Annotated in this window: 21 protein-coding genes, 1 tRNA gene, 2 rRNA genes and 1 pseudogene; 12 read left to right on the top strand and 13 right to left on the bottom strand. The window is 69.9% G+C overall.

Going from position 1 to position 23,224, the window contains the following annotated elements:
* The 3 genes and pseudogenes from PSEJ35_RS0113495 to clpS form a co-directional block, all read right to left on the bottom strand.
* A pseudogene (locus PSEJ35_RS0113495) lies at window positions 1-208 on the bottom strand (ISL3 family transposase); the annotation flags it as partial.
* A 99-nt stretch (window positions 209-307) separates the two neighbouring features.
* Entirely contained in the window at window positions 308-2,593 is a 2,286-nt protein-coding gene (gene clpA, locus PSEJ35_RS0113490) for an ATP-dependent Clp protease ATP-binding subunit ClpA (RefSeq protein ID WP_028918242.1), read from the bottom strand.
* Window positions 2,594-2,711: 118 nt separating this feature from the next.
* On the bottom strand, window positions 2,712-3,032 hold the full coding sequence (gene clpS, locus PSEJ35_RS0113485) for an ATP-dependent Clp protease adapter ClpS (RefSeq protein ID WP_028918241.1): 321 nt from the start codon (window positions 3,030-3,032) through the stop codon (window positions 2,712-2,714).
* Between the two features lie 85 nt (window positions 3,033-3,117).
* On the opposite strand from clpS, the gene PSEJ35_RS0113480 reads away from it, so the two are divergent.
* From PSEJ35_RS0113480 to hflD, 4 genes are read left to right on the top strand one after another with little or no spacing between them, the layout of a single operon-like run.
* Window positions 3,118-3,609, top strand: a complete 492-nt coding sequence (locus PSEJ35_RS0113480) for a hypothetical protein (RefSeq protein ID WP_037083345.1) — start codon at window positions 3,118-3,120, stop codon at window positions 3,607-3,609.
* Window positions 3,606-4,067, top strand: coding sequence for an NUDIX hydrolase (locus PSEJ35_RS0113475; protein WP_028918244.1), 462 nt, complete (start codon window positions 3,606-3,608; stop codon window positions 4,065-4,067). The genes PSEJ35_RS0113480 and PSEJ35_RS0113475 overlap by 4 nt, the downstream gene beginning before the upstream one ends.
* Complete coding sequence (gene mnmA, locus PSEJ35_RS0113470; protein ID WP_028918239.1) at window positions 4,064-5,167, top strand: tRNA 2-thiouridine(34) synthase MnmA; 1,104 nt, start codon at window positions 4,064-4,066, stop codon at window positions 5,165-5,167. Before PSEJ35_RS0113475 ends, mnmA begins: the two co-directional genes overlap by 4 nt.
* Window positions 5,168-5,193: 26 nt before the next feature.
* The gene (gene hflD / locus PSEJ35_RS0113465) at window positions 5,194-5,805 is read left to right on the top strand and encodes a high frequency lysogenization protein HflD (protein ID WP_028918238.1); all 612 of its coding nucleotides are present in this window, start codon (window positions 5,194-5,196) and stop codon (window positions 5,803-5,805) included.
* 49 nt (window positions 5,806-5,854) lie between these two features.
* Here hflD and PSEJ35_RS17815 read toward each other — a convergent pair whose 3' ends face one another.
* Both PSEJ35_RS17815 and PSEJ35_RS16310 read right to left on the bottom strand, forming a co-directional pair.
* The gene (locus PSEJ35_RS17815; RefSeq protein ID WP_051412692.1) at window positions 5,855-7,852 is read right to left on the bottom strand and encodes a M56 family metallopeptidase; all 1,998 of its coding nucleotides are present in this window, start codon (window positions 7,850-7,852) and stop codon (window positions 5,855-5,857) included.
* Entirely contained in the window at window positions 7,845-8,276 is a 432-nt protein-coding gene (locus PSEJ35_RS16310; protein WP_051412691.1) for a BlaI/MecI/CopY family transcriptional regulator, read from the bottom strand. Before PSEJ35_RS16310 ends, PSEJ35_RS17815 begins: the two co-directional genes overlap by 8 nt.
* 85 nt (window positions 8,277-8,361) lie before the next feature.
* Between PSEJ35_RS16310 and PSEJ35_RS16305 the strand changes: the two genes are divergently transcribed.
* Window positions 8,362-9,051, top strand: coding sequence for a DUF1579 domain-containing protein (locus PSEJ35_RS16305; RefSeq protein ID WP_343122518.1), 690 nt, complete (start codon window positions 8,362-8,364; stop codon window positions 9,049-9,051).
* Window positions 9,052-9,100: 49 nt separating this feature from the next.
* On the opposite strand, the gene PSEJ35_RS0113445 is transcribed toward PSEJ35_RS16305, so the two are convergent.
* Both PSEJ35_RS0113445 and PSEJ35_RS0113440 read right to left on the bottom strand, forming a co-directional pair.
* Window positions 9,101-10,027 carry a M14 family metallocarboxypeptidase gene (locus PSEJ35_RS0113445; RefSeq protein ID WP_232207672.1) on the bottom strand — a complete coding sequence of 309 codons (927 nt, stop codon included), beginning with the start codon at window positions 10,025-10,027 and terminating at the stop codon, window positions 9,101-9,103.
* A 37-nt stretch (window positions 10,028-10,064) separates the two neighbouring features.
* Window positions 10,065-10,958 (bottom strand): acyltransferase, encoded by an 894-nt coding sequence (locus PSEJ35_RS0113440; protein WP_028918236.1) that lies wholly within the window; start codon window positions 10,956-10,958, stop codon window positions 10,065-10,067.
* Window positions 10,959-11,416: 458 nt separating this feature from the next.
* Between PSEJ35_RS0113440 and PSEJ35_RS0113435 the strand changes: the two genes are divergently transcribed.
* Genes PSEJ35_RS0113435 through PSEJ35_RS0113425 form a run of 3 tightly spaced genes read left to right on the top strand, consistent with a single transcriptional unit; the run spans window position 11,417 to window position 12,286 of the window.
* The gene (locus PSEJ35_RS0113435) at window positions 11,417-11,611 is read left to right on the top strand and encodes a hypothetical protein (RefSeq protein WP_024867821.1); all 195 of its coding nucleotides are present in this window, start codon (window positions 11,417-11,419) and stop codon (window positions 11,609-11,611) included.
* Between the two features lie 40 nt (window positions 11,612-11,651).
* Window positions 11,652-11,798 carry a hypothetical protein gene (locus tag PSEJ35_RS17520; protein WP_198014189.1) on the top strand — a complete coding sequence of 49 codons (147 nt, stop codon included), beginning with the start codon at window positions 11,652-11,654 and terminating at the stop codon, window positions 11,796-11,798.
* Window positions 11,795-12,286 carry a YaiI/YqxD family protein gene (locus PSEJ35_RS0113425; protein ID WP_028918235.1) on the top strand — a complete coding sequence of 164 codons (492 nt, stop codon included), beginning with the start codon at window positions 11,795-11,797 and terminating at the stop codon, window positions 12,284-12,286. The genes PSEJ35_RS17520 and PSEJ35_RS0113425 overlap by 4 nt, the downstream gene beginning before the upstream one ends.
* Before the next feature lie 251 nt (window positions 12,287-12,537).
* Here the strand turns inward: PSEJ35_RS0113425 and PSEJ35_RS16720 are convergent, their stop codons facing one another.
* A complete protein-coding gene (locus PSEJ35_RS16720; RefSeq protein ID WP_051412689.1) occupies window positions 12,538-13,443 on the bottom strand; it encodes an SH3 domain-containing protein in 906 nt (301 codons plus the stop codon).
* Between the two features lie 210 nt (window positions 13,444-13,653).
* Between PSEJ35_RS16720 and PSEJ35_RS17695 the strand changes: the two genes are divergently transcribed.
* Window positions 13,654-13,929, top strand: a complete 276-nt coding sequence (locus PSEJ35_RS17695; protein WP_232207671.1) for an FAD-dependent oxidoreductase — start codon at window positions 13,654-13,656, stop codon at window positions 13,927-13,929.
* Between the two features lie 420 nt (window positions 13,930-14,349).
* Window positions 14,350-15,186, top strand: coding sequence for a hypothetical protein (locus PSEJ35_RS17690; RefSeq protein ID WP_028918233.1), 837 nt, complete (start codon window positions 14,350-14,352; stop codon window positions 15,184-15,186).
* A gap of 42 nt (window positions 15,187-15,228) precedes the next feature.
* On the opposite strand, the gene PSEJ35_RS0113400 is transcribed toward PSEJ35_RS17690, so the two are convergent.
* Complete coding sequence (locus PSEJ35_RS0113400; RefSeq protein WP_028918232.1) at window positions 15,229-16,272, bottom strand: LD-carboxypeptidase; 1,044 nt, start codon at window positions 16,270-16,272, stop codon at window positions 15,229-15,231.
* 162 nt (window positions 16,273-16,434) lie between these two features.
* Here PSEJ35_RS0113400 and PSEJ35_RS0113395 point away from each other — a divergent pair, with 162 nt between their 5' ends.
* Window positions 16,435-16,914: a VOC family protein gene (locus PSEJ35_RS0113395; RefSeq protein WP_028918231.1), complete on the top strand. Its 480-nt coding sequence runs from the start codon at window positions 16,435-16,437 to the stop codon at window positions 16,912-16,914.
* Between the two features lie 15 nt (window positions 16,915-16,929).
* Here the strand turns inward: PSEJ35_RS0113395 and PSEJ35_RS16290 are convergent, their stop codons facing one another.
* Window positions 16,930-17,946, bottom strand: a complete 1,017-nt coding sequence (locus PSEJ35_RS16290) for an endonuclease/exonuclease/phosphatase family protein (RefSeq protein ID WP_051412688.1) — start codon at window positions 17,944-17,946, stop codon at window positions 16,930-16,932.
* 156 nt (window positions 17,947-18,102) lie between these two features.
* Here PSEJ35_RS16290 and PSEJ35_RS16285 point away from each other — a divergent pair, with 156 nt between their 5' ends.
* Window positions 18,103-21,012, top strand: coding sequence for a two-component regulator propeller domain-containing protein (locus PSEJ35_RS16285; RefSeq protein WP_084635557.1), 2,910 nt, complete (start codon window positions 18,103-18,105; stop codon window positions 21,010-21,012).
* A 216-nt stretch (window positions 21,013-21,228) separates the two neighbouring features.
* Here PSEJ35_RS16285 and PSEJ35_RS0113380 read toward each other — a convergent pair.
* The 3 genes from PSEJ35_RS0113380 to PSEJ35_RS0113370 all read right to left on the bottom strand — a co-directional run.
* A tRNA-Met gene (locus PSEJ35_RS0113380) sits at window positions 21,229-21,305 on the bottom strand.
* A gap of 114 nt (window positions 21,306-21,419) precedes the next feature.
* A 5S ribosomal RNA gene (gene rrf / locus PSEJ35_RS0113375) occupies window positions 21,420-21,533 on the bottom strand.
* 125 nt (window positions 21,534-21,658) lie between these two features.
* Window positions 21,659-23,224: ribosomal RNA gene (locus PSEJ35_RS0113370) — 23S ribosomal RNA — on the bottom strand; the annotation flags it as partial.

Genomic DNA, 23,224 nt, shown 5'->3' with positions numbered 1-23,224 from the left:
GCTCGAAGAAGTTCAGGTGCCGGAAGCGCTTGATCTGGGTGTCATGCACCGGGTGCTGCCCCGATGCGGCAGGGTGCGCGAAGCGGCTGCCCGCAGTGAAATCGATGAGGATCGTCAACGACCTGGCCTGGGCATCGAAGCGCGTACCGCTCACGTACCAAGGCTGGGCCAGATTGAGGGCCGACGCGAAAAGCAGCCTCTCGTCCATGGGGTCAGGGCTCAGATAAGGAGAGCCGAATCCTGCCCGGCATCCACTCGGAATTCAAAAGAGGCCTTTTTTTCGTGCGCGTGCCCTGCGGGGCCGCGGTCAGACCGTAGCCGGCAGCAGGCGCTCCGGCTCGGACTGGGTCTCGACCACCAGCTGGCCGTCGACCACGTCGATGTTGACCCGGCCGCCGTCGACCAGCTTGCCGAACAGCAGCTCGTCGGCGAGCGGGCGCTTGATCTTCTCCTGGATGACGCGGGCCATCGGCCGCGCGCCCATCAGCGGATCGAAACCGTGCTGGGCCAGCCACTCGCGGGCGGTCGGCGAAGCGGACAGCGCCACGTGCTTCTCGTTGAGCTGCATCTCCAGCTCGATCAGGAACTTGTCCACCACGCGCAGGATGTGGTCGAAGCCCAGCGGCTGGAACTGCACCACCGCGTCGAGACGGTTGCGGAATTCCGGGCTGAAGCTCTTGCGGATCACTTCCATCGCGTCGGTGGAGTGGTCCTGGCGGGTGAAGCCGATCGAACGCCGCGAGGCCTGCGCCGCGCCGGCGTTGGTGGTCATCACGATCACCACGTTCTTGAAGTTGGCCTCGCGCCCGTTGGTGTCGGTCAGCACGCCACGGTCCATGACCTGCAGCAGGATGTTGAAGATGTCCGGGTGCGCCTTCTCCACCTCGTCCAGCAGCAGCACGCAATGCGGCGTCTTGACGATCTTCTCGGTGAGCAGGCCGCCCTGGTCGAAGCCGACGTAGCCCGGGGGCGCGCCGATCAGGCGCGACACCGAGTGCGGCTCCATGTACTCGGACATGTCGAAGCGGACCAGCTCGATGCCCAGCTGCAGGGCCAGCTGCTTGGTGACCTCGGTCTTGCCCACGCCGGTGGGGCCGGCGAACAGGAAGTTGCCGATCGGCTTGTCCGGGTTCCCCAGGCCACTGCGCGCCAGCTTGATCGCCGAGGCCAGGGTCTCGATCGCCTGGTCCTGGCCGAAGATCACCATCTTCAGGTTGCGCTCCAGGTGCTGGAGCACCTCCTTGTCGGTGGCGCTGACCTGCTTGGCCGGGATCCGCGCCATCTTGGCGACGATGGTCTCGATCTCCTCGACGTCGATCAGCTCCTTGCGCGAGCCTTCCGGCAGCAGGCGCTGGCGGGCGCCAGCCTCGTCGATCACGTCGATGGCCTTGTCCGGCAGCAGGCGGTCGGCGATGTGCTTGACCGACAGGTCCACCGCGGCCTGGATGGCGTCGTCGGCGTAGGTCACGCCGTGGTGGGCCTCGTACTTGGGCTTGAGCCCCTGCAGGATCTCGTAGGCCTCGCCCACGGTCGGCTCGACGATGTCGATCTTCTGGAAGCGGCGGGCCAGCGCCCGGTCCTTCTCGAAGATGCCGCGGTATTCCTGGAAGGTGGTCGAACCGATGCAGCGCAGGTCGCCGGACGCCAGCGCCGGCTTGATCAGGTTCGAGGCATCCATCGTCCCGCCGCTGGCCGAGCCGGCGCCGATGATGGTGTGGATCTCGTCGATGAACAGGATCGCGCCGGGGATCTTCTTGATCGCCGACAGCACGCCCTTCAGGCGCTTCTCGAAGTCGCCGCGGTACTTGGTCCCGGCCACCAGCGCGCCCAGGTCCAGCGAGTAGATCACCGCGTCGGCCAGCACCTCCGGCACCTCGCCGTCGACGATGCGCTTGGCCAGGCCTTCGGCGATCGCGGTCTTGCCCACGCCGGCCTCGCCCACGTACAGCGGGTTGTTCTTGCGGCGGCGGCACAGGATCTGGATGGTGCGCTCGATCTCGTCGGCACGGCCCACCAGCGGGTCGATGCGGCCGTTGCGGGCCTGCTCGTTGAGGTTGACCGCGTATTCGGCCAGCGCGTCGGCCTTGCCTTCGCCCTCGCCGTTCTCGGCCTTGCCCTCGCCTTCGCCCGGCGCCGGGCCCGCACCTTCCTGCTCGTCGCCGAGCTTGGCGATCCCGTGCGACAGGTAGTTGACGACGTCCAGCCGGGTCACGTCCTGCTGGGTCAGGAAATAGACGGCGTGCGAGTCCTTTTCGCCGAAGATCGCGACCAGCACGTTGGCGCCGGTGACTTCCTTCTTGCCCGAGGACTGCACGTGGTAGACGGCCCGCTGCAGCACGCGCTGGAAGCCCAGGGTGGGCTGGGTATCGCGGCCGTCGTCGTCGGCCAGGCGCGAGACCGAGGCCTCGATGGCCTGTTCCAGGTCCACGCGCAGGCGGTTGGCGTCGGCGCCGCAGGCGCGCAGCACGGCCTGGGCGGAAGGGTTGTCGAGCAGCGCCAGCAGCAGGTGCTCGACGGTCATGAACTCGTGGCGCGCCTCGCGGGCGCGCTTGTAGCACTGGCCGATGGTCTGTTCGAGGTCTTTGCTGAACATGGCGGACTCCGGAGCTTTGCCAACAATATGCGGCCTTCCGTCCGGATTTCCACAACCCCTGCGGATCGCAGCGTTCAGCCGGCGGCGGGGCGCCGCCGGGCCTTCCGGGCGACGCCGGTCAGGCTTTCTCCATGGTGCACAGCAGCGGGTGCTGGTTCATCCGGGAGAACTCGTTGACCTGGGCCACCTTGGATTCGGCCACCTCGCGCGTGAAGACGCCGCAGACGCCCCGGCCGCGGGTATGCACGTGCAGCATCACCTGGGTGGCGCGCTCCAGGTCCAGGCCGAAGAACTGCTGCAGGACGGCGACCACGAAATCCATCGGGGTGTAGTCGTCGTTGAGCAGGATCACCTGGTACATCGGCGGCGGGGCGACCTCGGGCTTGCCGGGTTCGACCATCGCGCCATGTTCGTGTTCGTGGCGTGGGGTATTGGGCATGTGCGCCATTATACGGAGCCGCGCGGATGGACTCGTCGAAGGCCGGGCCGGACAATGGAGCCTTTCCATCGTGAATCCCCTGTCGATGCCCCTCCGCACCCGCCTGCTGCTGCCGCTCCTGCTCGCCTCCCTCTGCCCCTCCCTGGCGGCTGCCGCCGCGCGGCCCGATCCCCACGTGGGCGTGCTGCTGGAACAGCTGGGCTACGACTACGAAGTCGACGAGGACGGCGACTACAAGCTGGTCGTGCCGGTCGACGGCGAAGGGCGCACCCAGCTGGTGTTCGTGCGTTCGCCGGTGGAGACCTTCGGCCACCACCGCATCCGCGAGATCTGGTCGCCGGCCTACGCCTCGCCGTCCGGCGCCTTCCCCGGCCCGGTCGCCAACCGCCTGCTCGAGGCCTCCAACGACCTCAAGCTCGGCGCCTGGGTCAAGCAGGGCCCCCACGCGGTATTCGTGGTGAAGATCGACGCCCAGACCGGCGCCAGCGAGCTGGACGAGGCCATCTCCGCCGCGGTGTCCAGCGCCGACGGCATGGAGCAGGAACTGGCCGGCGACCCGGCCAGCGACGAGTTCTGACCGTGGCCGACCTGCGCTCCTGGCATCCGGATGTCACCGTCGCCAGCGTCGTGGCACGCGACGGCCGCCTGCTGCTGGTCGAGGAACGCATCGACGGCAAACTGGTGCTGAACCAGCCGGCCGGCCACCTCGACCCCGACGAGAGCCTGATCGAGGCAGCGGTGCGCGAGACCCTCGAGGAAACCGGCTGGGACATCCGCATCGACTGCTTCATCGGCGCCTACCAGTGGCACGCGCCGGGCGGCCGCCAGTACCTGCGCTTCGCCTTCGGCGGCCAGCCCCTGGCCCACGACCCGGCCCGGCCGCTGGACACCGGGATCGAGCGCGCGGTGTGGCTGACCCCGGCCGAACTGCAGGCCCAGGCCGCACGCCACCGCAGCCCGCTGGTCTGGCAGGCCGCGTCCGACTGGCTGGCCGGCCGCCGCCATCCGCTGTCGCTGCTGCGATGGATGCCGTGAGCGCGCCCCGCACCGTCGTCGGCGTGTCCGGCGGCGTCGATTCCTCGGTCGCCGCGTGGCTGCTGGTTCAGGCCGGCGAGCCGGTGGCCGGGCTGTTCATGCAGAACTGGGACGACGACGGCAGCGGCGAATGCCGTGCCGAGGAGGACCGCCGCGACGCGGTGGCGGTCTGCGGGCGGCTGGCCATCCCCTTCCACTTCCGCGATTTCTCGAAGGAATACTGGGCCGGGGTGTTCGAACACTTCCTGGACGAATACCGCGCCGGACGCACGCCCAACCCGGACGTGCTGTGCAACCGCGAAGTCAAGTTCAAGCACTTCCTCGACGCGGCCCGCGAGCTGGGCGCCGAACGCATCGCCACCGGCCACTACGCCCAGGTCGCCCACGAAGGCGGCCGCTGGAAGCTGCTGCGCGGCGCCGACCGCGACAAGGACCAGACCTACTTCCTGCACCAGCTCGGCCAGGAGCAGCTGTCGGCGACCCTGTTCCCGATCGGCCATCTGCCCAAGGCGCAGGTGCGCGCCATCGCCCGCGAGGCCGGGCTGCCGACCCATGCCAAGAAGGACTCCACCGGCATCTGCTTCATCGGCGAGCGCGACTTCCGCGAGTTCCTCGGCCGCTACCTGCCGGCGCAGCCGGGCGAGATCCGCGACCCGCAGGGCGTGCGCATCGGCGAGCACCCGGGCGTGTTCTATTTCACCCTCGGCCAGCGCGAAGGCCTGAACATCGGCGGCGTCCGCGGCCGTGCGGCGGCGCCGTGGTACGTGGTCGGCAAGGACGTGGCGGAGAACGTCCTGTATGTCGACCAGGACCGCGACAGCCGATGGCTGCTGTCGAACCAGGTGCGCAGCGAGGCCATGCACTGGATCGCCGGCGCGCCGCCGGCCACGGAGTTCGACTGCACCGCACAGGTGCGCTACCGCCAGGCGGAGGAGCCGTGCCGGGTCCGGGTCGAGGACGACGGCACCGTCGCCGTGCGCTTCGAACGGCCGCAGCGCGCGGCCACGCCGGGGCAGTCGCTGGTGCTCTATGACGGTCCCGAATGCCTCGGCGGCGCGGTGATCGAGTCCACCGACGCGCCCGCGCCAGGCCGCGGCTGAAGCAGCCCTGCAGTTAGAATGCGCACATGACCTATTCCTACGACGACCGCGTGCTGGCCCTGGCCGGCCTGGCCCAGGCGCTGCAGCAGGTACGCCGCATCGCCGAGACCGGACAGAGCGAAACCGGCGCCGCCCGCCCGGTGCTGGACAGCGTGTTCCGCATCGACGCCGAGTCCACCGCCGCGGTGTACGGCGGCGCGCGTGCCCTGCAGCCGGGCCTGCGCACGCTGGCCGGCTACTTCTCCAGCCGCGACGCCGATCCACTGCTGCCGCGGCTGGCGCTGGCCACCCTGCAGCTGGAGCGGCGCTTCGCCTCCGAACCGGCCACCCTGCAGGCGGTCGGCAACGGCATCGCCGCGATCGCGCCGCGCGCCGGGGAACTGGGCAGCACCCACCCGGACGTCCTGGCGGCGCTGGGCGGCCTCTATGCCGACACCATCAGCCACCTGCGCCCGCGGATCATGGTCCAGGGCAACCCGCACTACCTCGGCCAGCCGGGCGTGGTCTCGGAGATCCGGGCGCTGCTGCTGGCGGCGGTGCGCTCGGCCATGCTGTGGCGCCAGCTGGGCGGCAGCCAGTGGCAGTTCCTGTTCGCGCGCCGGGCGATGGTCCAGGCGCTGCAGGCGCGCCTGCCCTGATCCAGCCTGAGGCCCGTCGGCGCTGACCGGCGGGCGCTTCCCATGCCACCTACTGCCGCAGGGGCAGCGGCCTGGCCAGGCCCTTGCCCACCGCTTCGGCGAGCAGCCGGCGCATTTCCGCCTCGGCGCGCTGGCTGGCCTTCTCCATCTCCGAGCCGAGTCCTTCCATCTGCGCGGACAGGGCTTCCATCGGCCTGCTCGCCTGCTCCATTTCCCGCGACAGCGCTTCCATCGCCTGCTGCTGGCCGGCGACCTGGGCGTCGACCTCGCGCGACTGCACCTCCAGGCGCGCGCCGAGGGCCTGCATTCCGCGGTCCAGGGCCTGCATCTGCCGGTCCAGCTCGGCCGAGCGGGCAGCGTCGCCAGACGCGCTGGCGTACTCCCGCGCCAACCGTTCCTGCCTGCGCGCCAGGGCTTCCTGTTCGCGGGCGATCGCCTCCATCTTTCTGGCCGCCTCGTCGATGCCGCGGGTGCCCTGCTTCGGCGCCGCCGCCTGCTTCATGCGCTTGCCGATCGCTTCCATCGTGCGCCCGTGGTCTTCCATGCGTTCGCCCAGCGCGCGCATCCGCTCGCCGATGGCCTCGGTCTCGGCCCAGCTGCGCCGGGCGCGGGCGACCAGCGCCGGATCGGTCACCACGTAGGCCTTGCCGTCCTGGCGCAGCCAGAGGAAGTCGCCGTCGATGGTGCGCTTGGCCGCCTCGATCTGGTCGTGGTCGCCATTGATGCCGGAGACCAGGTAGGAGTCGCCGCTCCTGCGCACCAGGGCATAGGCATCGCCGCTGTGCCCGACGGTGAACCGCATTGTCGAAGGCGACGGCGGAGCCGGGGGATTGGCCGGCGGAGCGGGAGGATTGGACGCCGGCGGGGCCGGCGGCTTCGGCGGCGCCTCCGGGGCGGCCGGGGGCTGCGGAGCGAAGCTGCGGCTGCCGGCTGCGGCCGCCTTCGGCGCGGGCGAAGCCGCGGGCGCCGGAGCCGCGGCGGGGGCCGTCTGCGCGGCCGGCGCCGGCGCGGGGGCCACGGCCGGGTCGCGCTGGGCCTGGGCGTAGAAGGCCAGGCCGGCGGCAGCCAGGCCCAGCAACGGGAAGAGCAGGCGGCCACTGCCGCGGACCCGGCCCGGGCGGACCAGCTGTTCGATGCGGGACATGAGTTGACCTCCGTGTGACAGGGCGGCCAGTGCCGGCCGCGGGACGGCGCGCAGCGTCGCGTGATGGTCGGCCAGGGCGGCCAGCGCCAGCGCCAGCCGCCGCGGGTCTTCGATCGCCTGGGCGGCGAGCCGGTCGGCGACCAGTTCGCGTTCGGCATGGATGCGCCGGCTCAGCCACCAGGTGACCGGGTGGTAGAACAGCAGGGCCTCGGCCACGCCCTGCAGCAGGTTGACCAGGTAGTCGTGGCGGCGGACATGGGCCAGCTCGTGGGCCAGCAGCGCCTCGACGTACTCGACCGGAAGCCGCGCCAGGACCGCCACCGGCAACAGCACCACCGGCTTCCAGCAGCCGGCCGCGGCCGGCGTATCCAGCGCCTCGACCAGGCGCAGCGCCACCGGCCGGCACACGCCGCAGGCCGCGGCGAGGCGGTCGAGCCGCGGCTGCCACTGCTGCTGCAGCCGCGGCCCGCCCGCGCCGGGCAGGCGTCCCAGCCACCAGACGCCTGCCGCCAGCCGCAGCGACAGCGCGCTGGCGCCGGCGGCCCAGGCGGCGACGATCCAGGGCAGGGTCTGGTCGATCGCCGGCCAGGCGAAGGCGAAGCCCGCCGGCGCAGTGCCCGCCGGCAGCGTGGCGAAGCCGGCACCGCTCCTGGCCGGCGCTGCGACCGCGACGCCCGCCGGTATCCCGGAGGCGCCGGCCAGCTCCAGCAGCAGGGTCGCCACCGGCGCCAGCGCGCAGGCCAGCAGGGCCAGGCAGGCCACCGCGTAACGCAGCTGCGGGCGGGCATCGCGCAGCACGTGCAGCAGCAACGCGGCCGCCGCCCCGACCAGCGCGCCCTGCCACAGGAAATACAGCAGGGTCCTGCCCAGCACCGGGATCCCGGCGGCGATCAGCTCATGCATGGCCCTTCCCTCCCTTGCCGCCGCCGCGGTCCCCGGCATCCGTTTCCTCGAGCAGGCGGCGGATCTCCTCGCGCTCGGCGTCGCTGACGTGGGTGTCCAGCGCGGCCATCACCAGCGCCTTGCCGGAGCCGGAGAACACCTTCCGGATCAGTTCGTCGAGCAGGTTGGTCTGCAGCGCGTCTTGCGGGTGCGCGGCGGCGTAGACGTGCGAGCGCTGGCTCTCGTCGCGCACCACCAGGCCCTTGCCGTGCATCACCTGCAGCAGGCGCAGCACGGTGGCCTGCTGCACGTCGGGCCGCTCGGCCTGCAGCGCCTGGTGGACTTCGCGCACGGTCGACGGTCCTTGCCGCCAGATCACCCGCAGCAGGTCGAGCTCGGCGGCGGTCGGACGGGGCGGTCGCGGGCGGGTCGGCTTGCGGGTCATGGTGCGGGTCTCCGGGGTACGCCGGCATCCCGCACCATCCAGACAGGCTTGTCTAGACAAATCTGTCTAGGTCGGAAGTCATGCGCTGCCCGGCCCCACGCAGCCTTCGCGCGGGCTGAGCGGCCACGGGGGAAGAGTCCGCGGACCGTCCCCGTGCAGGCACTGCCGCCAAGGAGATCGCGATGAACCGCATGCGCACCGGGCCTTCGCCGTCCTTGCCGCGCTGGCGCTCCCTGCGGCGGCGGCCGAGTCCCCCGCCCTGTCCGCGGAGGAACAGGCCGCGACGGAGGCCTACCGGAACGCCGCCGCCCCCGGCCCCGAGCACGCGCAGCTGGCGGCGATGGCCGGCACCTGGGACATGACCGTGCGCAGCTGGTACGGCCCGGGCGGGCCGGCCACGGACAAGGGCACGGCCGCGCGTCGCATGGTCCTGGACAACCGGGTGATGGTGGAGGACGTCGACGCGACGATGATGGGCCAGCCCTTCCAGGGCCAGGGCCTGCACGGCTACGACAACGTCACCCGCCGCTACTGGTCGGTGTGGAACGACAGCATGGGCACCGGCGTGATGCTCAGCGACGGCGAATGCGACGCCAAGGGCAACTGCACCTATACCGGCCGTTACAACGACCCGGTCACCCGCCAGGAGCACACTGCGCGCATGACCACGCGCTGGACCGATGCGTCGACCGGGGTCTTCGAGATGTACGGCCCCGGCCCGGATGGCAAGGTAGCGAAGCTGATGGAGATCACCTACCGCAAGCGCGGACCGTGAGGGCGAGGCACCGCGCCCCGTCGGGAGCGCGGTGCGGTTCCCTGTGCGGTCAGGGCCGCTGCGCCAGCGCGTAGTCCAGCGCGGCGCAGGTGGCCGCGACCTGCGCCCGGTTGCACTGCTCCGGCGTCGCGCCGGGGCTGTCGGGATACACCTCGGTGGTGGTTACGAACGGCGCGCCGGTGACGCTGGCGCACAGGCCCAGCGCGCGCACCGGATAGTTGATGACGCCGTGGGCGGCTACCGGCGTGCCGATCATCTTCCCGTCCGCGTCGGCCGGCGCGATGTGGGTGACCTGCTCCACCGCGGCGATGATCGCCTGCTGGAACTCCGGCTGCGGGTTCTCGCTGTCGCCGACCAGGTAGAAGCCGTCGGGGATGCCGCCCGGCTCGAACGGCTTGCCGTCGCGCGCGGCCAGCGCCGGGCGGAACTCGCCTTCGTCGCTGTCGGTGGTCTCGTGCAGGTCGATGTGGACCAGGAAGCGTCCGCGCAGCGGTTCGACCAGGCGCATCAGCGCGGCCGCTTCCATCGCCGGGCTCGGCTCGCGGAACGAGCGGTTGGGATCGACCGCGCCGGCGTTCCAGCGCTGGATCCGCTCGTAGCCCCACGGGCTCACGCAGGGCACCACCAGCAGGTTGAGGCGGCCGGCGTAGCGGTCGGCGTGTTCGCGCGCGAACTGCAGCGCGCCCATCACCCCGCTGGTCTCGTAGCCGTGCACGCCGCCGGTGACCAGCGCGACCGGACGCGCGTCGTCCCAGTCGCTGCCGCGCAGGGCCAGCAGCGGATAGCTGTCCGGGGCGTAGTCGAGCTGGCCGTAGACCTCCACGTCCCAGTGCGCGCGCAGGTGCTCGATCGCGTCGACCACCTCGTCCGCGTAGTTGCGCTGGCGCACCTGGCGTGCACGCCATTGCGCGCGTTCGGCCTCGCCCCAGGGCTGGCCGGGTGTGCCGACGGGATAGAAGCGTTCGATGGTGTCCAAGGGCGGGATCCGGGCAACTGCGAAGCTGCCCACTCTATCAGCGCGGTGGCGCCATCAGCCGGTCCATCACCGCGTCCTTTTCCTGCCACAGCCCGTTCATCCACTGCTGGAAGCGGGCGCGGAAGGCGCGGTCGTCCTGGTAGCTGCCGCTGACCAGTTCCGGCGGGATCGGGCGCTGGCGCACGTGCACGCGCACTTCCGGCACGCGGTTGGCCATCAGGTCCACCATCGACGGGCGACCCGCCGGATAGGCGATGGTGACGTCGAGGATCGAATGCAGGCCCTCGCCCATCGCGTCGAGCACGAAGGCCACGCCGCCGGACTTGGGCTTGAGCAGGTGCCGGTAAGGCGAGGCCTGTCCGGCGTGCTTGGCATCGGTGAAGCGCGTGCCCTCGACGAAGTTCATCACCGACACCGGGATGTCGCGGAACTTCTCACAGGCGCGGCGGGTGGCCTCCATGTCGCTGCGGCCGAGCTCCGGATTGCGCGCGATCTCCCTGCGCGTATAGCGGCCCATGAACGGGAAATCCAGCGCCCACCAGGCCAGGCCCAGGATCGGCACCCAGAACAGCTGGCGCTTGAGGAAGAAGCGCAGCAGCGGGATGCGCCGGTTGAACACCTTCTGCAGGACCAGGATGTCGACCCAGCTCTGGTGGTTGGCCAGCACCAGGTAGTGGCCGTCGCGCTGCACGACCGCGTCGCTGTCCACCTGCAGGCGGGTATCGGTGAAGGCATCCATCATCGCGCTGTTCACCGCGATCCAGCTCTCGGCCATGCCGGTCAGGATCCGGTTGCAGGCCCGGCGCACCGGCGCCAGCGGCAGCACCGCCTTGAACAGCGACGCAGCCAGCAGCGGGAGCGTATGGACCAGCGTGTTGGCTACCACCAGCAACAGCACCAGGGCCACGCGCAGCCAGGACAACGGGGACATCGACGATCGATCCTTTGGGGAAACGGCGCGCAGCCTACCAGATCGCCGCACGCGCCCTGCATGTCGACGACTTCGCTCCGACTATGCGGGGCCTGAACACCGCCCCGGCAGGATCGGCGGTTCTGGCGTATGCTGGGTGCACGCGCGCGCAGCGAACCTCTCTGTCCGCAGCGCTTCCCCAAGCCCCCGCCGCCGCCAGGCGGCGGCCAGCAAGGCGACGACATCCAACTCCAGAGCTCTCCCGCTGCCGGCCTTCCACGGCCATCGACCGCCGCATTCCGCCGCAGCGCGGGCGCCCATTGGCCGGCCCCCTGGCCGTGCCACCTCCCACCGGCAGGCGCGCGTCGCCGCGCCTCCGCGTCCCTTCCGCTCCCGCGCGCCCGCGCGGGAACCGGCTCCCTGCCACGCGCCGTCCACGGCGCCGCTGGCTCCCACTCCCATCCCGACGAGAGGACACCATGGCCAACCGCAAGACCGCCCGCATTCCCGCGCCCCGCCCCGCCTCGGGCAAATCCAGCGTCGTGCTGACCAGCGAGCGCATCTCCAGCGACCTTGAAGCCTTCCGCAAGGCGGGTGGCCGCATCGAAGTGCTCGGCACCACCCGCGTGCTGACCAAGGTCGACGAGGCCGGCGACAAGAAAAGCGGAAGCTGAGTCCCGCTTACCCCATCCCCCCGGCAACCCAAGGAGTCCCGTGGCCAAGCCGAACTATTCCTTCGAGAAACGCCAGCGCGAGCTGGCCAAGAAGAAAAAGAAAGACGAAAAGGACGCGCGCAAGCGCGCCGCCCGCGAAACCACGACGCCTGCCGTCGACCGCAACGGAGACGCAGCGGCGACATGAGTGGCGGTGCGGAGGCCGGAACGGTCCGGTCGCAGGTGTGGGTGGACGCCGACGCCTGTCCCGGACCGGTGCGCGAGATCCTCGTCCGCGCGGCCGGACGCACGAAAGTACCGGTCACCTTCGTCGCCAACCAGTGGATCCGCCTGCCGACCTCGCCCTGGCTGCGTGCGCTGCAGGTACAGGGCGGCTTCGACGTGGCCGACGACCTGATCGCCACGCACGCCGGTCCCGGCGACCTCGTCGTTACCCAGGACATCCCGTTGGCCGCGCGCGTGCTCGAGCGTGGCGCCGAAGCGGTCAATCCGCGCGGCGAGCGCTACACGCGCGACAACATCGCCCAGCGCCTGTCGATGCGGAACTTCATGGAAGAGCTGCGTGGCGCAGGCGTGCAGACCGGCGGCCCGTCCAGCTTCCACGCCCGGGACCGCCAGGCCTTCGCCGGCGCGCTCGATGCCTGGCTCGCCAGGCGCCCTCGGGCACACGACTGAATATCCCACCCGCGCATGAAAGAACGCGGCCGCCATGAGGCGGCCGCGCTGCACCGTCAGGGGTGGTCTGGTGCCACCGGCGCCCAGGGGAAGGACTCCGGCCGTTTCACAGCCCCCGCACGGTGATGGTGGGCCCGAAGGCCGACGTGCGGTCGCTGTGCAGGTACAGCGTGCCGCACGCGGGGCCGCGGTCACAGCGGATTACCTCGTCGTGCCGTGTCAGGAATTTCTGATCCTGGCCCAACAGGGGATCATGCCTGACCATCCCGCCGCGACGGCTGCGGCCGTTCCTTGTGCTCCGACGAACCCGGCTTGCGGTCCGCGTCCTTGCGTTCGGGCGGGCCCGACTGCGGTTGCGGACGCGCCTGCCGTGCGTCGCGCTGCTGCGGATGCGGCTGTGACTGTGCCTGCCGCCCAGGCTCCGGCCGCGCCTGCGGACGCTGCGCCTGTAGACGCGGTTCCTGACGGGGCTGGGCCTGCGCCTGCGGCGGCCGCGACGGCCCGCTCGATGACGGATGCTGCGGACGCGACGGCCCCTGCGTGGACGGACGCGGTGCCGATGCCGAAGGACGGGCATCGTCACGACCCGGGTGGGCCACGTGCACCGGGCGCGGCTGCGCATGTGCCTGCGGCGGTCGCTGCGGCCCCTGGGGCGGACGATGCGCAGGCGCCGGCTGCGGGCGCGACTGCACGTGGTGCGGACGCGGCGGCGGCAGCGGGCGCGGCGGCGGACGGTGGTGCGGCGGCATCGCGTGCAGCGGATGGCGGCGCTCGAAGTACGGGCGCTGCACGTACCAGGCGTGGTGGCGGTAGTGGTGGTCCCAGTAGCTGCCCAGGACGAAGCTCACGATCGGCAGGCCGAGCACGGTGCGGTATTCGCTCACCCGCACCGGTCGCCCGTCGTACTCGTAGTCGAGGTAGCCGGCGGAGATCCAGCCGCGGTAAGGACCGGTGGCGACATCGCACCAGGTCCATTCCTCGATGCAGCCGAACACCTCCAGCGATACGCCCCGATCCAGGGTCACCACCACCGGATAGTCGATATCCGGGCCGCTGCGCAGGTTGACCACCTCGCGCGACCACGCGTCGGCCGCCGACGCCAGCGCCGGCGCGGCGAGCAGGCCCAGGGCCATCACCATCGTGGTCATCTTCTTCATTCCAGCGTCCTCACGCGAGGCGGATGCCTCCTTCGTACCTGCAAGAACTCCCGGTCAGGCGCGAAGTTGCCCCTCGGGCGCGGTGTCGGCGCGGTTCCGTTCAGCTTCGCGGCGCGCCGCGACTTCGTATCCGTTTCACCGAAGGCCCATTTCCTGCCCACGGCCGTTCGCCACGCTGCCCACGCTCCGCCGTGGAGCGTGGAGAGCCAGATGCCTGATCCCAGTCCCGACCTGGTCGTGGTCGGCGCCAGTTTCGCCGGTGCCGCCTGCGCCATCGCCGCCGCCCAGCGCGGCCTGCATGTGTGCGTGCTGGAGCGCAAGCGCGATCCCGGCGACAAGCTGCACACCACCGGCATCATCGTGAAGGAGGCGGCCGAGTACACCCTGCTCAACCAGCTGCCTTCCACGCTGGTGCGGCGGATCGAACAGGTGCGCCTGTACGCGCCCAGCCTGGAGCAGGTCGCGCTGGCCGCATCCGGCTACTAATTCCTCACCACCGATACGCCCGGGGTAATGCGCTGGCTGGCGCAGCGCATGCGCGAGCACGGCGTCGACCTGCGCCTGGGCCGGGCGTTTACCGGCTGCGAACGCCGCAGCGCGGGCTGGCACGTGGAAGGCATCGGCCATGCACACGCTACCTGGTGGGTGCCGACGGCGCACGCTCGCGGGTCGCGCGCCATTGCGGCCTCGGCCAGGTCCGCCAGTTCCTCTACGGCGTGGAGTACGAGTTCCCCGGCGCGGTGCTGGACCAGCCGGACGCCCTGCACTGCTTCATCAGCAAGCGCTACGCGCCCGGCTACATCGGCTGGATCGCGCAGAACCCGACCGGCATCCAGGCCGGCCTGGCCCTGCGCCACGATCCGGCGCGCGCGCGCCCGACATCGACGGCTCCTGCTGCGCGTCGGCATGGCCGGGGGACTGCCGCGCCTGCTCCGTCCCGGCACCACGCGCGCCGGCCTGATCCCGTGCAGCGGCCCGGTGTTCGACATGGCGCGCGACCGCGCCATCCTCGTCGGCGACGCGGCCGGCGTGGTCTCGCCGGTCACCGCCGGCGGCATCCATTCGGCGTGGGAACACGGCTGGGCGGTCGGCCGCGCCGTCGCCGCGCACTTGCGCGACGGCGGTCCGGCACCCGGACAGGTGGCGATCGACTCCGCGCCACGCTTCCGCTTCAAGCGCGCGCTGCGCTGGGCCTACGACCGCATGCAGTTCGACTGGCCGTTCGATCTGCTGCTGCACTCCCCGCCCCTGCGCTGGGCCGCCAGCTTCGAATCCAACCGCAATGGGCACTGGCAGGTGTACGCCCAGCCGGCCAGCGGGGGCGAGGCGGTTGCAGTGACACCCGGGCCCGGCAGCAACGCACGCGAATCGGTCGACGGCCGCCAGCTGCCCTATACCAAGCCCGGCCTGCGCGGCCTGTGGCGCCTGCCGCGGCAGGACTGGAGCCAGGCGATCCTCACGGAAGAACAGTCGTTGCTGGACGGGCTGGCGCCGGAAGACAGCTCCAACTGGGCGCCGGCGCGCGATGGCGTCTACTTCGTGCGGCGTCCGCAGGGCGAAGCGCCACGGCTGGCGCACGCCGACGCCGAGGGCGCCAACGTCACCGACATCGCCCCGCTGCCGGGCGGATTCGAGGGCTGGGGCTTCGACCTGTCGCCCGACGAGGGCCAGCTGGTGTTCTCGGAGATGACCTTGCGCGAAAGCGACCTGCGCCTTGCGGTACCGCGTACGGCGGCGCAGTAACCACGAAACGCACGCCAGTCCGCCGGATCGCGAAACCGCGCCTCAGCCCTGGAACACCGGCTCCAGCATCCGCAGCGTGCCCGCGTCCGCGTCCAGTTCGACGCGGCCGCCGACCGGCAGGATGAACTGCCGTTTGATGTGGCCGATCATCGCCCCGCGGTACGCCGGCACGCCCAGCGGACGGATGTAGTCGTCGAGGATCTGCTCGAGGGTCAGCGAGCCGTAGCCGTCGCCCGGCCTGCAGTCGGTGCATTCGCCGAAGACGAAACCGGCGATCCGGTCCAGCGCGCCGCAGAGCTTGAGCGTGCTGAACATGCGGTCGACCCGGTACGGAGCTTCGGACACGTCCTCCAGGAACAGGATGCGGCCGTCGAACTCCGGCATGTACGGCGAACCGGCCAGCGCCACCAGCACCGACAGGTTGCCGCCGACCAGCTCGCCGCGGGCCTTGCCGCCGTGCAGGGTCCGGATGCGGTTGTTGCGCGGCACCAGCTCGTCGCCCTGCTCCGGCACGTTGCGGAACTCCACCAGTTCGCGGTCCACGAGCACGCGCCGGAACTGGTCGACGTTGAAGCTGTTCCAGCTGCCGGCGCCGATCGGACCGTGGAAGGTCACCAGCCCGGTCTTGCGGCCGATCGCCGCATGCAGCGCGGTGATGTCCGAATAGCCCAGCAGCACCTTCGGGTTGCGCCGGATCAGCGTGTAGTCCAGCAACGGCAGCAGGCGCGCGGCGCCGGCACCGCCGCGCACGCAGACGATCCCCTTCACCTCGCGGTCGCCGAACATGGCATTGAGGTCGCCGGCGCGTTCCTCGTCGGTGCCGGCCAGGTGGCCACGGCGGCCGTCGTAATGCGCGCCGGTGCGCACCTTGAAGCCGAGCGCCTCGACCACCTCGCGCGCCAGCTGCAGGCCCATGCTGTCGTCGGTGGCCGATGACGGGCTGACCAGGCCGATCGTGTCGCCACGGTCGAGCGGCACCGGCAGCAGGCGTCCACGCGCCGCCGTGGCGGCGTATGCGGTGCCGCTGCCCACCAGCGACAGCAGCGATGCGGCCAGGGTACTTCCGAGGAACTGCCTTCTGTGCATGGCGTGGCGATCTGCGGGAAACCGTCGCAAGCCTAGCAACCCGCCCAGGTGGTGGCCAGCCAATGCACAACCCCGGGCAAGCGCCGGCGCGTATCCTTGGCCGTGGCCCCGGTGCCAACGATGCCCGCTCCGGTCCGACAACCACGCAAGGGAGGCTCCGCCATGATCGCCCCCAACACCGTCTGCATCTGGTACGACCACGAAGCGCTGGAAGCGGCGCAGTTCTACGCCAGCATCTTCCCCGACAGCTCCGTCGGCCGGATCCTGCACGCACCCTCCGATTTCCCGTCGGGCAGCTCGGGCCAGGTGCTCACCGTCGAGTTCACCGTGATCGGTATCCCCTGCGTGGGCCTCAATGGTGGTCCGACCTTCAGGCAGAGCGAGGCGTTCTCGTTCCAGGTGGCCACCGATACCCAGGAGGAAACCGACCGCCTGTGGAACGCGATCGTCGGCAATGGCGGCCAGGAGAGCGCCTGCGGCTGGTGCAAGGACCGCTGGGGCGTGTCCTGGCAGATCACCCCGCGGATGATGGTCGAGGCGCTGCACCATCCCGAGCCGGCCGCGGCCAAACGCGCCTTCGACGCGATGATGACCATGCGCAAGCTGGACATCGCCACGATCGAACGGGCGCTGCGCGGCTGAACGCCACGACGCGGGTCAGTCCGGCACCGCCGCGAACGGATCGGGCCGGTCGATGTCCTGGCCCAGCACGCGCGCCATCGCTTCCTCGCTGCGGTCGGTGGCGAACTCCACCCACAGCGGCAGGTGGTCGCTGATCCGCGGCGACACCCGCGATTGCGCCATGCCCTTGTAGACCGCGCCGGCGAAGTCCACCGTGCCCGCGCGGCCGGTCGGCCGCAGGCCGAAGTCATCCCCCTGGAACCAGGCGATCTGGTCGTAGTGCCTGGCCACCGCTCCGGTGGTGGTGCGCACGGACTGCAACGCCTCCGGCACCCACAGCCCGGTTCCGACGAAGGCGTCGAACAGCGGGTTGCCCTGGCGGCGGTCGATGTTGAAGTCGCCCAGCACCAGCAGGTTGGGCTCCTCGCGGCTCTGCCCCGACTTCGCCCTTGTCCTCAGTTCGCGGGCCGTGTATTCGGCGAAGCGGTGCAGCTCCGGGATGCGCTGCGCAGGCAGGTCGCCGTAGCGGATATGCGCGGTGAGCAGGGTGAAATGCTCCTGCCCGGCACGGAATCCGGCGATGTACGGCGTGCGGTCGAACTGTTCGGGGAATCCGTCCGGCAGTGGCGGCAGCACGATCTCTCCCGACAGCCCTGACAGGACCACCCGGCGGCTGTCGTACAGGTAGGCCAGGCGCTCCGAGTTGCCCTTTTCGCCCGCGGTGACGTCCGACAGGAGTACCGCCCAGTGCGGCCCCAGGAACTGCTCCATCAGCACGCGCAGCGCGGTGGTCTCGCGCTGCACTTCCTGCAGCGCCACCACGTCGAAGCAGCGCACCACCTCGGCGACCACCGCCAGGCAGCGCAGGTTGCGCTTGGGGCTGGCCGGATTCTCTTCCCACCCCGGATGCAGCGCGCCGAACTTCTGCAGGTTCCAGGTGCCGACGACCACGTTGGCGTCGGTGCGCCGCGGCGGCAGCCCGCTCCGGGCGATGCGCCGGCGCAGGCGGACGATGTCCTCCACCAGCGCCGGCGGGTAGGTGGAGTACTCCACCGCTGCCTCCTCCGGCCAGCCACATTGCCAGCCGCTGGCCATGACTACGGCGACTGCGGGCAGGACCGGCCCGCTCCGCGCCCACCGTCCCAAAGTCCAGTCGGGCCGGGTCTCGCCAGCTGCTACCATACCCTTCCGACCGGTTGGGGGGGGCCGATGTCAGATTGTCGCATCATCCGTGGCGCGTGGCGCGTCCTGCTGCTGTGCGTCGTCCCGGTCCTCCTGCTCCTGCCCTCTCCTCTTCCTGCGCTCGAAGCGGATCGCGCGATCGGGCAGTTCACCCACGTCTGGTACGAGAACCAGCTGCCGCAAGGCACGGTGCTTTCGATCGCCCAGCACGCCGACGGCGCGATCTGGCTGACCACCTACGGCGGCCTGGTCCGCCACAGCGGCGAAGGCTTCGACACCATCGACCCGCGCGTGGCGCCGGCGCTGAAGAGCTCGGCGATCACCGCGGTGGCCACCGACGGCAAGCGCGGCCTGTGGGTCGGCACCCTCAATGGCGGGCTGTACCACTACCGGCAGCGCAGGCTCGAGCAGGTACCGCTGCCGGGCGGGATCGAAAGCGTGTTCGGCGTGGTCACCGACCGCGAGGGCGCGCTGTGGCTGACCACGAACGCCGGCGTCGCCCGTATCGTCGATGGCCAGGTCGAGCTGCTCGGCGAAAGCGACGGCTTCCCGCCACGCGGCTTCTATCGGGCCATCGTCGCCGATCCGGCCGGCGGCATCTGGATCGCCACCGACGGCGTCGGCGTGGTGAACTGGCGCAACGGGCAGGCCCGGATGTACGACGAGGACGATGGCCTGCCGAGCAACGCCGTCTACAGCCTGGCTGTGCAGACCGACGGCACCGCCTGGGTCGGCACCCAGGACGGCCCTGCGTACTTCCGCGACGGTCGCTTCCACCGCGATCCCCGCGCCGCATTCCTGGACGGCAAGCGCATCTACACCCTCTACGGCGACCACCAGGGCACGGTGTGGTTCGCGCCACTGGGCATCGGCCTGTGCCGCCTCACCGACGACAGCTTCGCCTGCGACGACAGCCTCGCCGGCATGTACGGCGAGACCGTGCGCTCGATGTTCGAGGACCGCGAGGGCAACCTGTGGATCGGCACGACTTCCAGCGGCGTGCACCGCCTCAGCCAGTCCAAGCTGGTGACCGTGACCGGCAAGCTGGCCTCCAACGCGGTGCGCGCCGTGCACCAGGTGCCCGGCGGGCCGCTGTGGATCGGCACCGACGGCGCCGGCCTGGCGCGCTACCGCGAGCCGGTGCTGGAAGCGGCCGAGGAGTACAACCGCCAGCTGCCCAGCCAGCTGCTGCGCTCGATCCTTTCCGATGACCAGGGCCAGCTGTGGGTCGCCGGCACCGAGGGCGTCACCCGCTTCGACCGGCAGGGCAAGGCGCGCAGCTTCGGCCTTGGCGAGGGCCTGCCGGGCACGATCGTGTTCGCCTTCGCCCCGGCGCGCCAGGGCGGGATGTGGACCGGCACCCTGCAGGGCGTGGCGCGGATCGATGGCGACCAGGTGCACGTGGTCGAAGGCACCCGCGGCGACGACGTGCGCGCGCTCTACGAGGATCCGACGGGCCGGCTGTGGATCGGCCTGCGCAGCGGCCTGCGCTGCCTGCGCGGCGAAGTGCTCGACGCCTGCGGCACCGACGGCCTGGCCGGTACCAGCGTGTTCGCCTTCCACCAGGCGGCCGACGGCAACCTCTGGCTCGGCACCAGCATCGGCATCGCGCGCATCCGCGACGGCGTGGTGACGCGCTATTTCGAGCGCGCCGGCTTCCATGGCGATGCCGTGTTCGCCCTGCTCGACGACGACCGCGGCAACTTCTGGTTCAGCTCCAACCGGGGCATCGGCCATATCGCCCAGGCGGACCTGGAAGCGCTGGACGAGGGCAAGGCCGTAGCGGTGCAGCCGCGCTGGTACGGCACGGCCGACGGCATGCTCAACGCCCAGGGCAACGGCGCCTCGCAGACGCCCGCCGGACGCAGCGAAGACGGCCGGTTGTGGTTCGGCACGGCCAAGGGCGTGGTCGTCGTCGACCCGCAGCGCATGCAGGGCAACCCGCAGCCGCCGCCGGTGGAGATCGAGCGCATGCTGGTGGACGGCAGGGACGTGGATCCGCAGGCGCCGGGCAGGCTCGGCCCCGGGGTCGAGCGCCTGGAGGTGCACTTCGCCGCGATGAGCTACGTGGCGCCTTCGGCGGTGCAGTACCGCTACCAGCTGGTCGGTTTCGACCGCGGCTGGAACGCCGTCGGCAACACCCGCACCGCCTACTACACCAACCTGCCGCCGGGGGACTACGAGTTCCGCGTGGTGGCCAGCAACAACGACGGGGTGTGGAACGAGGAAGGCGCGCGCGTGCGCTTCACCCTGCTGCCGCTATGGCACCAGACCTGGTGGCTGCGCACCCTGGTGGTGCTGGCGGCGCTGGGGCTGGTGGTGCTGGGCGTCCGCCTGCGCCTGCGCGCCGCACGCGAGCGCGAGCGCAGCCTGACCTGCGAGGTGGCACAGCGCACCGACGCCCTGCGCGAGGCCAACGCCCAGCTGCAGCGCATCGCCGCGATGGACGCGCTGACCGGCATCGCCAACCGCCGTGAGTTCAACCGCCGGCTGCTGCAGGCCTGGGAAGACCATGCCCGGCGCGACGCCTCGCTGGCCGTGCTGCTGGTCGACGTCGACGAATTCAAGGCCTACAACGACAGCTACGGCCACCTCGGCGGCGACGCCGCGCTGGCCGCGGTGGCCAGCCACCTGGCCACGCAGGTACGCAGCGGCGCCGACCTGGCCGCGCGTTACGGCGGCGAGGAGTTCGCGCTGCTGCTGCCCGATTGCGACACCGCCGGCGCCTTGGCGCTGGCGCGCCAGATCGTCGCCTCTATCCGCGCGCTCGGCCTGCCGCACCGGGCTTCCAGCGTCGCCGACGCGATCACCGTCAGCGTTGGCGCCGGCAGCCTGCGCCCGGCCCGCGGCGGCAGCCCGGACGAACTGCTGCACGCGGCCGACAGTGCGCTGTACCGGGCCAAGGCCGAAGGCCGCAACCGCGCCCTGCCCGCGTGACCTCCCCTCTCCCCCACGGGCTGGGACGGCATGCATGAGCGCCACCGTCGCGCATGCCGTCGAGCGCCGCTGCCCGTGCTGTGGGCCGGGGCGCGAGCCCCTTTGGGCACATGTAGCCCGGATAAGGCGCAAGCCGCATCCGGGGTCTCCGCCAGCCGAACCTCCCCGCGGGCACACCAAGGGAATCCCCGGGTGCGCTTTGCTTACCGGAAAAGCTGGTAGCGGGGGCAGGATTTGAACCTGCGACCTTCGGGTTATGAGCCCGACGAGCTGCCAGACTGCTCCACCCCGCACCGGGGAAACTTGCTTGCCGGCGGCAGGCCTGGGGCCTGCTGCCGGAGTTGGACACAGGGTGTCCGCACAAAAGAAGAACCCCCAGCCATTTGGCTGGGGGTTCGGGGTAAAGCCCCTGGCGATGACCTACTCTCGCATGGGAAGCCCACACTACCATCGGCGCTGTTGCGTTTCACTTCCGAGTTCGGGATGGGATCGGGTGGTTCCACAACGCTAATTTCACCAGGGAGACGGTTGGAGCGTGCAGGTGGCCTGTGACAGGTACCGCACCGTCTCGCATAGGGACTTGTGATGTAGGGAGCGGCGGATGGCTATCGACGTGATCGTCGAGTCCAAGGCCACTTGAGGTTATATGGTCAAGCCGCACGGATCATTAGTACTGGTTAGCTCAACGCATTACTGCGCTTACACACCCAGCCTATCAACCACCTGGTCTTGATGGTTCCTTCAGGGGACTTGTGTCCCGGGAGATCTCATCTTGAGGCGCGCTTCCCGCTTAGATGCTTTCAGCGGTTATCGCTTCCGAACATAGCTACCCGGCAATGCCACTGGCGTGACAACCGGAACACCAGAGGTTCGTCCACTCCGGTCCTCTCGTACTAGGAGCAGCCCCTCTCAAATCTCCAACGCCCATGGCAGATAGGGACCGAACTGTCTCACGACGTTCTGAACCCAGCTCGCGTACCACTTTAAATGGCGAACAGCCATACCCTTGGGACCGACTACAGCCCCAGGATGTGATGAGCCGACATCGAGGTGCCAAACACCGCCGTCGATATGAACTCTTGGGCGGTATCAGCCTGTTATCCCCGGAGTACCTTTTATCCGTTGAGCGATGGCCCTTCCATACAGAACCACCGGATCACTAAGTCCTACTTTCGTACCTGCTTGATCCGTCGATCTTGCAGTCAAGCACGCTTATGCCTTTGCACACAGTGCGCGATGTCCGACCGCGCTGAGCGTACCTTCGAGCTCCTCCGTTACTCTTTAGGAGGAGACCGCCCCAGTCAAACTACCCACCATACACGGTCCCCGACCCGGATTACGGGCCCAGGTTAGAACGTCAAGCACATCAGGGTGGTATTTCAAGGATGGCTCCATGCCAGCTGGCGCCGACACTTCATAGCCTCCCACCTATCCTACACAGACGAACTCAACGTTCAGTGTAAAGCTATAGTAAAGGTTCACGGGGTCTTTCCGTCTTGCCACGGGAACGCTGCATCTTCACAGCGATTTCAATTTCACTGAGTCTCGGGTGGAGACAGCGCCGCTGTCGTTACGCCATTCGTGCAGGTCGGAACTTACCCGACAAGGAATTTCGCTACCTTAGGACCGTTATAGTTACGGCCGCCGTTTACCGGGGCTTCGATCAAGAGCTTCGCCTTGCGGCTGACCCCATCAATTAACCTTCCGGCACCGGGCAGGCGTCACACCCTATACGTCCACTTTCGTGTTTGCAGAGTGCTGTGTTTTTGATAAACAGTCGCAGCGGCCTGGTTACTTCGGCCTCCCCCAGCTATGAACCAGAAGAGGCGCACCTTCTCCCGAAGTTACGGTGCTATTTTGCCTAGTTCCTTCACCCGAGTTCTCTCAAGCGCCTGAGAATTCTCATCCTACCCACCTGTGTCGGTTTTCGGTACGGTCTTCGTGAGCTGAAGCTTAGGAGCTTTTCCTGGAAGCGTGATATCAGCAGCCTCGCCCTATAGGGCTGGTCCTTAGTCTCAACGTTGTGCCCCCGGATTTGCCTAAGGGCACCGCCTCAACTCTCTCACCGGGACAACCAACGCCCGGCCTGCCTAACCTTCTCCGTCCCTCCATCGCACTCACGCGAGGTGCAGGAATATTAACCTGCTTCCCATCGACTACGGCTTTCGCCCTCGCCTTAGGGGCCGACTCACCCTGCGCCGATTAACGTTGC

Source organism: Pseudoxanthomonas sp. J35 (genome assembly GCF_000513995.1).
Classification (GTDB): domain Bacteria; phylum Pseudomonadota; class Gammaproteobacteria; order Xanthomonadales; family Xanthomonadaceae; genus Pseudoxanthomonas.
The sequence above is the reverse complement of the archived record's forward strand: the minus strand, read 5'-3'. Positions and strand labels throughout refer to the sequence as shown.

What these genes read in the sequence shown, in the direction of transcription:
- clpA (WP_028918242.1), bottom strand. Translation starts at nt 2,593, where the DNA reads ATGTTCAGCAAAGACCTCGAACAGACCATCGGCCAGTGCTACAAGCGC.
- clpS (WP_028918241.1), bottom strand. Translation starts at nt 3,032, where the DNA reads ATGCCCAATACCCCACGCCACGAACACGAACATGGCGCGATGGTCGAA.
- PSEJ35_RS0113480 (WP_037083345.1), top strand. Translation starts at nt 3,118, where the DNA reads ATGCCCCTCCGCACCCGCCTGCTGCTGCCGCTCCTGCTCGCCTCCCTC.
- hflD (WP_028918238.1), top strand. Translation starts at nt 5,194, where the DNA reads ATGACCTATTCCTACGACGACCGCGTGCTGGCCCTGGCCGGCCTGGCC.
- PSEJ35_RS17815 (WP_051412692.1), bottom strand. Translation starts at nt 7,852, where the DNA reads ATGCATGAGCTGATCGCCGCCGGGATCCCGGTGCTGGGCAGGACCCTG.
- PSEJ35_RS16310 (WP_051412691.1), bottom strand. Translation starts at nt 8,276, where the DNA reads ATGACCCGCAAGCCGACCCGCCCGCGACCGCCCCGTCCGACCGCCGCC.
- PSEJ35_RS0113440 (WP_028918236.1), bottom strand. Translation starts at nt 10,958, where the DNA reads ATGTCCCCGTTGTCCTGGCTGCGCGTGGCCCTGGTGCTGTTGCTGGTG.
- PSEJ35_RS0113435 (WP_024867821.1), top strand. Translation starts at nt 11,417, where the DNA reads ATGGCCAACCGCAAGACCGCCCGCATTCCCGCGCCCCGCCCCGCCTCG.
- PSEJ35_RS0113425 (WP_028918235.1), top strand. Translation starts at nt 11,795, where the DNA reads ATGAGTGGCGGTGCGGAGGCCGGAACGGTCCGGTCGCAGGTGTGGGTG.
- PSEJ35_RS16720 (WP_051412689.1), bottom strand. Translation starts at nt 13,443, where the DNA reads ATGAAGAAGATGACCACGATGGTGATGGCCCTGGGCCTGCTCGCCGCG.
- PSEJ35_RS17695 (WP_232207671.1), top strand. Translation starts at nt 13,654, where the DNA reads ATGCCTGATCCCAGTCCCGACCTGGTCGTGGTCGGCGCCAGTTTCGCC.
- PSEJ35_RS17690 (WP_028918233.1), top strand. Translation starts at nt 14,350, where the DNA reads ATGGCCGGGGGACTGCCGCGCCTGCTCCGTCCCGGCACCACGCGCGCC.
- PSEJ35_RS0113400 (WP_028918232.1), bottom strand. Translation starts at nt 16,272, where the DNA reads ATGCACAGAAGGCAGTTCCTCGGAAGTACCCTGGCCGCATCGCTGCTG.
- PSEJ35_RS0113395 (WP_028918231.1), top strand. Translation starts at nt 16,435, where the DNA reads ATGATCGCCCCCAACACCGTCTGCATCTGGTACGACCACGAAGCGCTG.
- PSEJ35_RS16285 (WP_084635557.1), top strand. Translation starts at nt 18,103, where the DNA reads ATGTCAGATTGTCGCATCATCCGTGGCGCGTGGCGCGTCCTGCTGCTG.